This is a genomic window from Campylobacter sp. BCW_6889 (assembly GCF_001762535.1).
Taxonomy (GTDB): Bacteria; Campylobacterota; Campylobacteria; order Campylobacterales; family Campylobacteraceae; genus Campylobacter_D; species Campylobacter_D jejuni.
Map to the genome: position 1 here is coordinate 70,043 of NZ_MJWZ01000056.1, position 13,599 is coordinate 83,641.

Consider the following 13,599-nt stretch of genomic DNA (forward strand, 5'->3'; position numbering starts at 1 on the left):
AAAAAAGTAGAAATATCCTAGACAAATAAAAAGGAAAAATATGTCTCGTATAGGTAAACAACCGATTGCTATTCCAGCAGGAGTAGAAGTAAAATTAGAAGGAAATTTGCTTAAATTTAAAAAAGGAAATTTGGCAAAAGAACTTGATACTAAAGCAAATGTAAATGTTGAGATTAAAGATAATAATATTCTTTTTTCTCCAAAAGGTGAAGATAGACAAAGTAGAGCTTATTGGGGAACTTACAGAGCTTTAGCTTACAATATCGTTGTAGGTTTAACTCAAGGTTTTTCAAAAACTCTTGAAATCAATGGAGTTGGTTATAAAGCAGCTTTAAAAGGTAAAGTTTTAGAACTAAGCCTTGGTTTTTCTCATCCTATTAATTATGATATTCCAGAAGGAATTGAAATTGTAGTGGATAAAAATACTATTGCAGTTAAAGGAAGTGATAAACAAGTTGTAGGTCAAGTTGCTGCTCAAATTCGTGAATTTAGACCACCAGAGCCATATAAAGGAAAAGGCGTTAAGTATTCTGATGAACGCATTATCCGCAAAGCTGGTAAGACATCTAAGAAGTAAGGGTAGAATATGAGAGCAAATGTATTAAAAAGAAAACTAACTTTAAGAATCAAAAGAAAAAAAAGAATTAGAGCGAAAATTTCAGGTTGTGAAAATTTTCCAAGAATTTCTGTATTTAAATCGAACAGAACTCTATATATCCAAGCGATTGATGATGCAAAAGCTGTAACTTTAGCAGCAGTTGATGGACGCAAACTTGGCGTTAAAGCAAATAAAGAAGGCGCTAAAAAAATCGCTGCTGAATTTGCTAAAACTTTAAAAGCTAAAAAGATAGAACAAGCTGTTTTTGATAGAAATGGTTATGTATATCATGGTGTTATTGCAGTTTTGGCTGAATCTTTAAGAGAAAATGGCATTAGGCTATAAGGGGTAAATCGATGGAAAAATATAATAGAGAAGAATTTGAAGAAGTAATCGTCGATATCGGCAGAGTTACTAAGGTTGTTAAAGGTGGTAGAAGATTTAGATTTACTGCTTTAGTTATCGTTGGAAACCGCAAAGGTTTAGTAGGTGTTGGTTATGGTAAGGCTAAGGAAGTTCCAGATGCTATCCGTAAAGCTGTTGACGATGCGTTTAAAAATATCGTTGAAGTTAAAACTAAAGGCTCAACTATCGCTCACGATGTAGAGGTAAAATATAATGCAAGTAGAATTTTACTTAAACCAGCTAGTGAAGGTACAGGAGTTATCGCAGGTGGTTCTACACGCCCTATCGTGGAACTTGCAGGTATTAAAGACATCTTAACCAAGTCTTTGGGTTCAAATAATTCAGCTAATGTGGTTCGTGCTACAATCAAAGCTTTAACAATGTTAAAAGGATAAGAAGATGAATTTAACAAAAGCAGCGGGTTCAACGCATAAAACTAAAAGAATTGGTCGTGGTCAAGGTTCTGGCATGGGTAAGACTGCTACTAAAGGGGGTAAAGGTCAAACTGCTAGAAAAGGCTATAATGAAAAAAGAGGTTTTGAAGGGGGTCAACAACCACTTCAAAGAAGACTACCAAAAGTAGGTTTTACTTCTAAAATTCAAAAACCTTATGTAATCAATGTTGAAAAAATCACAGCTGTAAAAGAGCTTAATGAAATTACATTTGAGAGCATTAAAAGTGTTCACAAAATTTCAAAATCTGTGAATAAAATCAAATTAATTGGTGCAAGTGCAAAAGACTTAGTATCAAAAATCAAAGACGAGAATATTAGCGTCACCGGATCAAAATAATGAATAGAGCATTGACGAATAAGATTTTAATCACCTTAGCATTTTTGTTTGCTTATAGGGTTCTGGCTTATGTGCCAGTTCCTGGCGTCAATGCTGATGTGATTGCGGAATTTTTTAATAACAATCAAAACAATGCTTTGGGTTTATTTAATGTTTTTAGTGGTGGAGCGGCTGAACGCTTTTCTATCATTTCTTTAGGTATTATGCCTTATATTACTGCTTCTATTATTATGGAGCTTCTTGCAGCAACTTTTCCAAATATTGGTAAGATGAAAAAAGAGCGTGATAGTATGCAAAAATATATGCAAATTATCCGTTATGCGACTATTGTGATTACTTTGGTTCAAAGTATAGGCGTTGCTATAGGTTTGCAAAGCTTACATGGTCGTGGTGGCGCAGGGGCTATAATGGTGGAAGATTTAAATATGTTTATCGCACTTTGTGCTATTTCTATGCTTGCAGGAACTATGCTTTTAATGTGGCTTGGCGAACAAATTACACAAAGAGGTATAGGAAATGGTATTTCTTTAATCATTTTTGCAGGTATTGTTTCAGGTATTCCAAGAGCGATTTCAGGAACTGTAGGACAAATTAATTCAGGTGAGATGAATTTCTTAACCGCTTTTGCAATTTTTGCTTTGATTTTAATCACTATAGGCGTGATTATTTATGTAGAACTTGGAGAAAGAAGAATTCCTATTTCTTATTCTCGTAAAGTTGTAATGCAAAATCAAAACAAACGCATTATGAATTATATTCCTATTAAACTCAATCTTAGTGGAGTTATTCCACCGATTTTTGCTAGTGCGATTTTGATGTTTCCAACAACGATTTTACAAACTAGTACAAATCCTTATCTACAAGCCATTAATGACTTTTTAAATCCAAATGGTTATTTGTTTCATGTTTTAACTTTCTTGTTTGTAATTTTCTTTGCTTATTTTTATGCTTCTATTGTATTTAACGCTAAAGACATAGCAGAAAATTTGAAAAAGCAAGGCGGTTTTATCCCTGGAATTCGTCCAGGTGAAGGAACTTCAAATTATCTTAATGAAGTGGCTTCTCGTTTAACTTTATCAGGTTCTATTTATTTAGGGCTTGTTGCAACCTTGCCTTGGGTTTTGGTGAAATTTATGGGTGTGCCTTTTCATTTTGGCGGTACTTCTGTACTTATTGTAGTTCAAGTAGCGCTTGATACAATGAGAAAAATTGAAGCTCAAATTTATATGAGTAAATACCAAACTTTAAGTGCAGTAGGTTTGTAATAAATAAAATTAGCAAGATTTTTCTTGCTAATTTATCCTAGGTTTTTGCTTTAAAAATAAAAACACAATGCACACTATAAAAATTACTATTGACCATATTAAAAAAGCATCTACAAGACCCATTTTCCTAACGATAGGTTGAGAGATAATAGGACTTAAAAATTGTCCTAAAAATATACAACTTGCTAAAATTCCATAAGCCCTAGCGCGAGCATTTTCAGGACAGATTGAAAAAAGATAAGCCGTATTATTTACAAGCATAATACCTCCGCCCATTCCAAGCAAAGCTAAGGCGATTAAAACTGTGAAAAAGCTATCTACTAAAAAAAGCAGCAAAAAAGAACAAGATACGATAAAAAGAGTTAAAACATAGATAGTTTTAATACTTAAGAATTTTATAATATATCTATAGCTTAGAGAGAAAAAACCATAATATAGTGCAGACACAGACATCGAAATACCTATATATTTAGGGTCCAATCTTAAATGTTCTTCTATATAGTAAGGAAGTTGAGTTGGCGAAATATAATAAACTACCATGATAAAAAAACCTATAAAATAGATAGGGAAAAATTGCCAATAATTTGTTTTTGCTTCTATTTTTGTATGATTATAGAATTTAAATTTTCTAGGTTCAAAAAGATAAATGATAGCCATTAAGGTAATTAAAATTCCAAGTCCATACACCAAAAAAGGATAACGCCAAGAATAACTTGAAACAAATCCCGCAATAGAAATAAAAATAGCACCCCCTACCGCACAAAAAAATCCTTGAAGACTTAAAGCATTTTCTCTGCGATTAAAGCCACCGCGACTATAATAATCTCCAAGTAAAGCCGAAGCGCCTGTCATTATAAAAGCAGTTGCCATACCAAAAATAGCTCTTGAAGTCAGTATAGCATAAATATCATTTAAGAAAAAGCCACTTACTCCAGAAATAGTCCAAACCACCATAGCTGGAAGAATGAATTTTAATTTGCCAAATTTATCCATTAAAATACCAGCGAATGGAGATAAAATGACAACAAAAATAGCAGGAATGGTTAAAACTAAGCGAACAAGTATATCAAGATGAGCTAATGTGAAACTTGAAGCAAGAGTAGCACCACTTTGGGTTAAAAGTTCTTCAAAATGTCTGTTGATAGCAGGTAGAGCAGATGAAATGACTACACTTCCTAGCATAGTCATAGCGGCCATAGAAAACACAGCTGCTTTAAATCCGGATTTTTCGGTAATTTGAATTATTTTTTTATCCATTTTTGTATCATTTGGATGAAATTTATAAGTTTTGCTATTCATAATTTTTACCTTTTTTATTTTATTATACTCCAAAAATTATGATTTGTATTTAAAATTACTTAAAATTATATTTTATTTATTTTGTTATGATAGTTTTGTTTTTAAAATATATTTTATAAGTAGAATTTTAAATAATTTTAGCTAAATTCAGCTTTTTATTTAACAAGGGTGTAAAATGAAGAAAAATTTAATCATAGTAGAATCTCCTGCAAAAGCTAAAACCATAGGAAATTTTTTGGGAAAAGATTATGAAGTGATTGCTTCTAAAGGACATATTAGAGATTTACCTAAATCAAGCTTTGGGATTAAAATAGAAGATGATGAATTTATCCCTGAGTATAGAATCACAAGCGATCATAGCGCCTTAGTTAAAGAACTTAAAAGCAAAGCCAAAGATGCCAAAGAAGTCTATCTTGCAACGGATGAGGATAGAGAAGGAGAAGCCATAGCTTATCATATTGCAAAAGCTATAGGAAAAGATGAAAACACCTTGCCACGCATCGTTTTCCATGAAATTACTAAAAGTGCTATAGAAAATGCTTTAAAAAATCCAAGAAAATTAGATATGCACTCTGTAAATGCCCAACAAACTAGACGCCTTTTAGATCGCATTGTAGGATATAAACTCAGCCCCTTATTGGGGCAAAAAATTCAAAGAGGACTTAGCGCAGGGCGTGTTCAAAGTGCGGCTTTAAAGATCATAGTCGATCGTGAAAAAGAAATTCGTGCCTTTGTACCACTGGAATATTTTAGCATAGATATGATTTTTCAAAAAGATTTGGATGCAGAACTAGTTGAGTTTGACAAAGCTAAGATAGAAAAACTTACCATTATCAACAAAGATCGTGCCAAACTTGTACTGGAAGCTTGCAAAAATGAAGCTTATACTATAAGTGACATTGAAAGCAAAGAAAGAAAAATCGCTCCACCACCTCCTTTTATGACTTCAACTTTACAGCAAAGTGCTAGCAATCGCCTTGGTTTTAACCCTAAAAAAACCATGATGATAGCTCAAAAACTCTATGAAGGAGTAAATACTCACGAGGGCGTGATGGGGGTTATTACCTACATGAGAACTGATAGTTTAAATTTGGCCAAAGAAGCTATAGAAAATGCAAGAAAATTCATACAAGCAAATTTTGGCCAAGATTATCTTCCAAGCAAAGCAAATGTATATACTACAAAGGCCAAAGGTGCTCAAGAAGCCCATGAAGCTATACGTCCTACAAATTTAAGTTTTACCCCAGAAATTGCGGCCAAATTTTTAGACAAAGATGAGTTAAAACTTTACACACTTATTTACAATCGCTTTTTAGCCTGTCAGATGAATCCTGCTATTTCTCAAACTCAAAATGTGTTTGTAAAAAATGATAGAGCAGTTTTTAAAATAAGCGGTAGAAAAATCCTTTTTGATGGATATTATAAAGTTTATGGCGATATGGATAAGGATAAAATTTTACCAAATCTTAAAATAGGTGAAAATTTAAAAATACAAAATTTAGAAATGAGCTCACATTTTACCGAACCGCCTTCAAGGTATTCAGAAGCAGGCCTTGTAAAAAAACTTGAAAGTTTGGGTATAGGTCGCCCTTCTACTTATGCGCCAACTATTTCTATACTTACAAGCCGTGATTATGTAAAAATAGACAAAAAACAACTCATTCCTAGTGAAATCGCTTTTAATGTAACCGAAGTGCTTGAGAAAAATTTTAGCGATATAGTAGATAGTAAATTTACTTCAAACCTTGAAAACACCTTAGATGAAATCGCTGAAGATAAGGCAGATTGGCAAGAAACTTTAAAAGAATTTTACTATCCTTTTATGAGAAAAATCGAAGAAGGAAAAACAAAAATTGCTAGTCAAAAAACTGTCACAAAACTAGGTGAAAGTTGTCCTGATTGTGGCGGGGAACTTGCTATTAGAAAAGGGCGTTTTGGAGAATTTGTAGCGTGTTTAAATTTCCCAAAATGCAAGTATTCAAGAAATTTAAAAAGTGAAAGTAAAAATGAAAGCGAAAACACAGCCGCAAAAGCCAAAGCCAATGGTACAGGTATTACTTGTCCAAGTTGTCAAAAAGGTGAAATCGTAGAACGCTTTTCAAAACGCGGTAAATTTTATGGTTGTAGTGCTTATCCAAAATGCAATTTTATAAGCAAATACAAACCAAGTGAAGAAAAATGCGAAGAGTGTGGCGAAACTTTAGTGATAAAAGAGCTTAAAAAAGGTACATTCTTAGAATGCTTAAAGTGCAAAATCAAAAAAGAAATGAAGGATTAGAATGCAAATCATGCTTTGTGCTATTTCAAATATAGCGAGTGGAAATTGTTCAGAAGACTGTAAATACTGTACCCAAAGTGCCCATGTAAAAACAGATATTCAAAAATATCGTCGTAAAGAACTTTCACAAATCGTTTTAGAAGCAAAAATGGCAAAGAAAAATGAAGCCTTGGGTTTTTGTTTGGTTACAGCAGGACTTGGGCTTGATGATGAAAAGCTTGAGTATGTTTGCGAAGCTGCTAAGGCCGTGCAAAAAGAAGTGCCTAACTTGCTTTTAATTGCCTGTAATGGCATGGCAAGCGTGGAACAACTCAAAGAACTTAAAAAAGCAGGAATTTTTTCTTATAATCACAATCTTGAAACTTCTAAGGAATTTTTTCCGCAAATTTGCACCACGCATACTTGGGAAAGTAGATTTCAAACCAATTTAAACGCTAAAGAAGCAGGGCTTATGCTTTGTTGTGGTGGAATCTATGGTATGGGTGAGAGTGAAGAAGATAGGCTAAGTTTTAGAAAATCTTTGCAAGAATTACAACCTTTTTCAACGCCTATTAATTTTTTTATAGCAAATGAAAATTTAAAACTACAAGTTCCAAGACTTAGCGCTGATGAAGCCTTAAAAATTGTTCGTGATACCAAAGAGGCTTTACCGCAAAGCGTGGTAATGGTAGCAGGTGGGCGTGAAGTGGTATTACGAGAAAGACAATATGAAATTTTTCAAGCAGGTGCTGGGGCTATTGTTATAGGGGATTATTTAACCACTAAAGGTGAAGAACCAAGTCAAGATATAATAAAATTAAAAGAAATGGGATTTACTTTTGCATCAGAGTGTCATTGATACACAGGCTTTAATTGATTTAAAAATTCTTATTGTTATAGCTTTATGCTTACTTTTTTCTCCGCATATTGCAAAAATTTTACGCTTGCCTCTTTCGGCTACTGAAATTATTTTAGGGGCAATAATAGCGTATTTTGGTTTCATAGGAAAAAGTGAAAATTTTGCACTTTTAGCCAATGTAGGTTTTTATTATCTAATGTTTATAGCGGGCATGGAGGTAAATTTAAGAGCCTTTTTTAATATGGATAAAGAAGTTGTCAAAAAAAGTTTTTTTTATATTTTTTTACTTTACGCTTTATCTTCTTTTATAGTATGGATTTTTGGACTTTCTTTAGTATTTATTATCATTATACCTGTGATGAGTGTAGGGCTTTTATCTTTACTTTTTAAGGATTTTGGAAAAGAGTGTTATTGGCTAAATATTGCTATGATAGTAGCTACTTTAGCTGAGGTGATTTCTATTGTGCTTTTGACTATAGCGGGAGCTTTTTTGCGCGAAGGAACAGGTATTATTGATGTAGCGCAAAGTATTTTATATCTTAATATCTTTTTGGGACTTTGTTTGCTCGGATTTAAAATGCTTGGTGTGCTTTTTTGGTGGTATCCTCAGCTTAAAGTTGTGCTTATGCCATGGGAAGATAAAAATGAAAAAGATATAAGATTTTGTATGGCCATTTTTATACTGATTATTGTTGCTATGGTTATTACAAAACTTGAAATCGTTCTTGGCTCTTTTATAGCAGGTTCATTTATAGCTACTTTTTTTGATCATAAAAAAGATCTTGAGCACAAGCTTTCTACTTTTGGACACGGGTTTTTGATCCCTATTTTTTTTATCCATATAGGCTCAACCTTTGATCTTAAAATGATTTTAGATTATAAAATCGTTTTACAAGCATTTTTACTTATGTTTGTTATGGTGGGTTTAAGAATTTTATGTGCAAGTGTTTTTTTAAAAAGAATTGGTTTTAAAAATATGATTTTATTTGGTCTTAGTCATTCTATGCCTTTAACCTTGCTTATAGCAACAGCTACTCTGGGTTATTCGGGCAAGGTTATTGATGAGAAGCTTTATTCAGCACTTATTTTAACAGCGTTATTTGAGGCTATTATTGTTATGAGTATGATTAAATTTCTTTCTAATTCTAAAAAATGAAAGTTACTTTTTTACTCAAAAAAGCAAACAAAATCTTAAAAATTCAATAATAAAAAAACTCATAATCGTCCTTTTTTGTTAGAATTAATAAAAGTAACAATAAAAGGAGCGAAAATGTCAAATTCCGTTACTATAACCGATAATAGAAATGGAAAAAGCTATGAATTTCCTATATATGATGGTACAACTGGGCCAAGCGTTGTAGATATGTCAAGTTTTTATAAACAAACAGGAATGTTTTCTTATGATGAGGGCTTAACTTCTACAGCTACTTGTAAATCAAAAATCACTTATATTGATGGAGAAAACGGAATTTTAATGCACCGTGGCTATCCTATAGAGTGGCTTGCTGAAAACAAACTTTATTTAGATGTGGTTCATCTTTTACTTTATAAAGAATTACCTGATGCTACGCGTCTTGAAGCGTTTCGTTATGAAATGAAAAAGCGTTCTTTTATCCATGAAGGTATGCATCGTCTTTTTGATTCTTTCCCTGATAATGCTCATCCTATGGCAGTTTTACAAGGTGCTGTTTCATCGCTTAGTGCTTTTTATCCTGATCATTTAAATATGAACGTAAAAGAAGAATATATGGAAATGGCAGCTAGAATAGTAGCTAAAATCCCTACTATAGTCGCCACCGCTTATAGATATAAACATGGCTTTCCTATGGCTTATCCAAATTTAGATCGTGGTTTTACAGAAAATTTCTTATATATGTTAAGAACTTATCCTTACGATCATGTAGAGCTTAAACCTATAGAGGTAAAAGCACTTGATACAGTTTTTATGCTTCATGCAGATCATGAGCAAAATGCTTCAACTTCAACGGTTCGTGCTGTGGGTTCAACTCATGCTCATCCTTATGCCTGTATAGCAGCAGGTATTGGCGCACTTTGGGGTCATGCACATGGTGGAGCTAATGAAGGTGTTATTAGAATGCTTGAGCAAATAGGTAGTGTTGATAGGGTAGATGAATTCATCAAAAGGGCTAAGGATAAAAACGATCCTTTCCGTTTGATGGGCTTTGGGCATAGGGTTTATAAAAATTTTGATCCTAGAGCAAAAGTGCTTAAAAAACTTCGTGATCAACTTATTGATGAGTTGGATATTGATACCAATCTTATTAAAGTAGCAACGCGTATAGAAGAGATTGCTTTAAGCGATGATTATTTTGTTCAAAGAGGGCTATATCCGAATGTTGATTTTCATAGCGGACTTATTTTAAAAGCCTTAGGTATTCCAAATGAAATGTTTGCTACTTTATTTGTTATAGGACGCACCCCAGGATGGATAGCTCAGTGGATAGAACAAAAAGAGCAAGAAAGTCTTAAAATAGTCCGTCCAAGACAACTTTATTTGGGTGAAACTAGTAAAATTTAATTAAAAATTTTTGTGGAAATTAAAAATTCCACAAAATCTTCTTGTATAATTTTAAAAATCTTATAGAAAGTTTATAATCATGCTTAATCTTGATAAATTTTTAGAAATTGCTATAAATGCTAGCAATCAAGCTTCTAAGGCTATTTTAGAAGAGAGAAAAAATTTCAAAACTTGGGAAAAAGAAGATAAAAGCCCGCTTACATCAGCAGATCTTGCTTCTAATAAAATTTTAAATGATATTTTAGGTTTTACGGATATTAAAATTTTATCAGAAGAAAAATTACTCAGCAAAGAAGAATGTGAAGAATTAAAAACTTTTTGGCTTATTGATCCTCTTGATGGAACAAGTGGTTTTTTAAAAGGCAGTGATGAATTTTGTATTATGATAAGTTTGGTTCATGACAATCGCCCTGTTTTATCGCTTATACAAAATCCATCAAAAGGTGATATGTTCTATGCTCATGCAAAAACTAAGGTTTATAAAAATGATAAACCTTTGCAAATTGACCAGCAAGAATACGAGAAAAATAAATATAAAGCCTTATTGAGTGTTAATCATCTTAGCAAAGAAGATGAAGACTTTGCAAAAGAGCATCAATTAAAAGCTATTAATATAGGCTCTGGATTGAAATTTTGTGCTATTTTAGAAGCTAAGGCAGGAGTTTATAAAAGATTTGAAAAGCTTAATATTTGGGATATTGTAGCAGGAGATTTTTTGATTAATCAAAATGGAGGATTTATGGGAGATTTTTCTAAAAAATACATTTTATATAACCCTTTAAATTATAAGTCCAGTCCTTTTATTTGTGTTTCATCTAAGAATTTTTTACAAGATTTTTTATAAAATAAAGAGTATAATTTTATATTTAAATAATTTATAGGGATGAAGATGAGGTATTGTTTCATTTTGTTTTTAAGTTTAGTTTTAAGCTCTAATCTTTTGGCAAATAATTTTTCTCAGAAAAAAGTTATTAAAATTGAAAAAAGCACAGATAGTTTTGAGCTAATAGATCTAAATCAAAATGTTGCAAATCCAAATCTAAATCAACAAAAAGCATTGTTTGATAGTTCTACCTTAATTGAAAAAAAATCACAAATCAGCAAAGATAAAGATATTGATTTTGCTATTGTATTAACTTTTAGGAAAAATTTCGGTTATTTTTTAGATGGTTTTAGGGTGAGTGATAAGGAGTTTTCTACATTATTTGCTAAAAATTTGATTCAAAGTTTAAAGCTTAATTGGGTTAATTCTGCTGCAAATGGTATTTATCAAAGTCCTAAAACTTTGTCACATTTTAGTCCTAAGGATGCAAAACTTATAAATGTAAGTCCTTTTTTAACACAAGAAAAAGATAAGGCTAAAATGTATGCTAAATTTACAGATTATGTTGTGGTGGTAAATTTGCAAGATTTTTATGTAAATATTACAAATTATTTTATCACAACGAGCAAGGAAGGTGTGGCTAGTATTAATTTTAAAATCATTTCTACAAGCAATGGAAAAATTCTTTCAGCTAAAAATGCAAAATTAAATTTGACATTAAAAGATCAAGATGCAAAGCAAAATTATCAAGATATTATAAACCAAATGCCAAAAATGCTAGCTGATGTTATCAAAAACCAAATTTTCCACCTAAAGCTCTTAAACTAAGCTTTAGTTTAAGATATCTTTAATCAGTTTTTGCAAATTTCTTTTTGTTTCTTCTTGTTCTTTTATGATAAAACATTTTGCTTTTGGCCAAAAATAACTTTTAGGATTTTCAAATTTTCCCCAACGCCAATCAAATCTAGGATGTAAAAGAACTATAGTAGGAATATCCATAGCTAAGCTTAAATGCGCTATAGCACTATCAATACTAAGCATACAGTCAATATCATATAAATAATTTAGAGTATCATTCCAATTTTCTATAAGCTTGCTTCTATCTTCTATTACCTTAGGCAATTCTTCTTTTAATTGCATTTGAAAAGAAATGATTTCATAATCTAAGTCTTTTAATACATCAAATAAAAATTCAAATTTTACATTTCTTAATAAATCAGAATTTTCAGCATTAGGAGTAGAGTAAAAAATACCAAGTTTTTTTCTTTTATTATGCGGTTTTTTCTGTGGCAATATAGGTGTTTTTAATCGTGAAATCTCATCAAGCTTAATATCAATAAAAAAAGGCAAAGAACAAATAGGAATAGCATAATCAAAATTTGTAGGTAGATTTTTTAAAACCTTTACATTTTTAAAAATATCATCATTTTGATTTAAAAATTTGATTTGATTTTTAAACATTTCATACATGGCACTTTGAGGAGCAAATAAAACCTTTGAAGCGATTTTGCAAAGTTTTTCTAAGCATCTTGCATACATTATAGTATCGCCAAAGCCTTGCTCGCAAAATACTAAAACTTCTTTATTTTTAAAAGCATCAACGCCAAATTTATTAAAAGCTTTTAGGCTTTCATTATAATGATAAGTAGAAAAAGTTTCATTATGAGCATAAAATAATCTGCTTTCATAATATTTCTTACCCTCTTCAAAATTATCATCCACTCCCATACGCATCAAAAGATAAGCCAAATCAAATTGATAGGTTGCATGAGAATCCAAACTAAGACATTTTTTATAAGCATAATAAGCTTCTTGATAGTTTGAATTAAATTCTAAGACCTTAGCATAGTTTTGCCAAAACTGTGCATGGTGTTGATTGGCTTCTTGTAGTGATTGAAAAAGTTCTAAAGAATCAGATATTCTAAAAAGCTTAAAAAGCAAGTATGCTTTTTGGGGTAAAATTTGATGAGTTAAAAAATCTTCTATTTTAGAAATAGTAAGATTTTCTTTGGTTTTACTATGAAGCCTATCTTCGAGTTTAATTAAATTAAGATTGGTTTGTTCAGCAATGATTCCTTTTTGTAGTTTATCAATCAAATCTTGCATAAAATGACACAAGTGCTCATGTGCATTTAATGCCTTGGTAAAATCATGTTTAAAATAAATTTCTGCATAATTTTTCCATAGATTAAGATTATACATATCTTTAGAAAGTAATTCTTTGAAAATTTGTTCAGATTCTTCTAGTTTATTACTCAGTTTATAAATAAAAGCCAATTCTAACTTAAGTTCATCTTCTAAATCATCTTTGCGAGTTAAAAGTGTTTGTAATAAATTCAAGGCTTCATCAAGTCTTAAATTTTCAATATAGCTTTTAGCAAGTATAAGACCATTAAAACTTGTAGGATTTAAAGAAAAAAGCTCTTGAGCATAATATAAAGCTTTTTGAAAAAGAGAAAGTTTATAAGAAGAAAGCGTAGCAAATTCTAAAGCAAATTTTGGACTTTCTTTTAAAAATTGCTCACTCAAGTTTAAACATTTTTCATAATTAGCATTAAAATAATAATAATGAATTTTATCAAACATATTTTTCCTTGATAGTTACATTAAAATCTAATATTATCTTATAAGTTGCATAAAAAGATAATTATATTTTTATAAAATTAAATAATAAAACAAAAATAAAAAAATAAATACAATAAAAACATCCATCCTAATAATTTTAAAATTATCAGGATGAAATTTTTAACAAGTAGGAGAGT

The 13,599-nt window shown here is 31.1% G+C and carries 13 protein-coding genes; 11 read left to right on the forward strand and 2 right to left on the reverse strand.

All coding sequences use genetic code 11. The annotated features are described in order from the left end of the window. Positions 1 to 40: 40 nt before the first annotated feature. Genes rplF through secY form a run of 5 tightly spaced genes read left to right on the forward strand, consistent with a single transcriptional unit; the run spans position 41 to position 3,060 of the window. Positions 41 to 577 carry a 50S ribosomal protein L6 gene (gene rplF / locus AJ939_RS05755; protein WP_002851302.1) on the forward strand — a complete coding sequence of 179 codons (537 nt, stop codon included), beginning with the start codon at positions 41 to 43 and terminating at the stop codon, positions 575 to 577. A 9-nt stretch (positions 578 to 586) separates the two neighbouring features. Further along, on the forward strand, positions 587 to 943 hold the full coding sequence (gene rplR, locus AJ939_RS05760) for a 50S ribosomal protein L18 (RefSeq protein WP_002860829.1): 357 nt from the start codon (positions 587 to 589) through the stop codon (positions 941 to 943). Positions 944 to 954: 11 nt separating this feature from the next. Continuing rightward, entirely contained in the window at positions 955 to 1,398 is a 444-nt protein-coding gene (rpsE, locus tag AJ939_RS05765; RefSeq protein ID WP_002779428.1) for a 30S ribosomal protein S5, read from the forward strand. A 4-nt stretch (positions 1,399 to 1,402) separates the two neighbouring features. Continuing rightward, on the forward strand, positions 1,403 to 1,795 hold the full coding sequence (rplO, locus tag AJ939_RS05770; RefSeq protein WP_044778600.1) for a 50S ribosomal protein L15: 393 nt from the start codon (positions 1,403 to 1,405) through the stop codon (positions 1,793 to 1,795). Beyond that, positions 1,795 to 3,060, forward strand: coding sequence for a preprotein translocase subunit SecY (gene secY, locus AJ939_RS05775; protein WP_002860827.1), 1,266 nt, complete (start codon positions 1,795 to 1,797; stop codon positions 3,058 to 3,060). Before rplO ends, secY begins: the two co-directional genes overlap by 1 nt. A gap of 27 nt (positions 3,061 to 3,087) precedes the next feature. Here the strand turns inward: secY and AJ939_RS05780 are convergent, their stop codons facing one another. After that, the gene (locus AJ939_RS05780; RefSeq protein ID WP_070276318.1) at positions 3,088 to 4,359 is read right to left on the reverse strand and encodes an MFS transporter; all 1,272 of its coding nucleotides are present in this window, start codon (positions 4,357 to 4,359) and stop codon (positions 3,088 to 3,090) included. Between the two features lie 175 nt (positions 4,360 to 4,534). Here AJ939_RS05780 and topA point away from each other — a divergent pair, with 175 nt between their 5' ends. From topA to AJ939_RS05810, 6 genes are all read left to right on the forward strand, one after another. Continuing rightward, on the forward strand, positions 4,535 to 6,637 hold the full coding sequence (topA, locus tag AJ939_RS05785; protein WP_053872477.1) for a type I DNA topoisomerase: 2,103 nt from the start codon (positions 4,535 to 4,537) through the stop codon (positions 6,635 to 6,637). Between the two features lies 1 nt (position 6,638). Beyond that, positions 6,639 to 7,475: a biotin synthase gene (locus AJ939_RS05790; protein ID WP_002855968.1), complete on the forward strand. Its 837-nt coding sequence runs from the start codon at positions 6,639 to 6,641 to the stop codon at positions 7,473 to 7,475. Beyond that, positions 7,456 to 8,631, forward strand: a complete 1,176-nt coding sequence (locus AJ939_RS05795; RefSeq protein ID WP_002922088.1) for a cation:proton antiporter — start codon at positions 7,456 to 7,458, stop codon at positions 8,629 to 8,631. Before AJ939_RS05790 ends, AJ939_RS05795 begins: the two co-directional genes overlap by 20 nt. Positions 8,632 to 8,745: 114 nt before the next feature. Further along, complete coding sequence (locus tag AJ939_RS05800; protein WP_002922091.1) at positions 8,746 to 10,014, forward strand: citrate synthase; 1,269 nt, start codon at positions 8,746 to 8,748, stop codon at positions 10,012 to 10,014. Positions 10,015 to 10,093: 79 nt separating this feature from the next. Next, positions 10,094 to 10,858: a 3'(2'),5'-bisphosphate nucleotidase CysQ gene (locus AJ939_RS05805; protein ID WP_070276320.1), complete on the forward strand. Its 765-nt coding sequence runs from the start codon at positions 10,094 to 10,096 to the stop codon at positions 10,856 to 10,858. 39 nt (positions 10,859 to 10,897) lie between these two features. Then, the gene (locus AJ939_RS05810; protein ID WP_074487267.1) at positions 10,898 to 11,665 is read left to right on the forward strand and encodes a hypothetical protein; all 768 of its coding nucleotides are present in this window, start codon (positions 10,898 to 10,900) and stop codon (positions 11,663 to 11,665) included. 3 nt (positions 11,666 to 11,668) lie between these two features. Here AJ939_RS05810 and AJ939_RS05815 read toward each other — a convergent pair whose 3' ends face one another. Next, the gene (locus AJ939_RS05815; protein WP_070276182.1) at positions 11,669 to 13,423 is read right to left on the reverse strand and encodes a hypothetical protein; all 1,755 of its coding nucleotides are present in this window, start codon (positions 13,421 to 13,423) and stop codon (positions 11,669 to 11,671) included. Positions 13,424 to 13,599 lie beyond the last annotated feature (176 nt).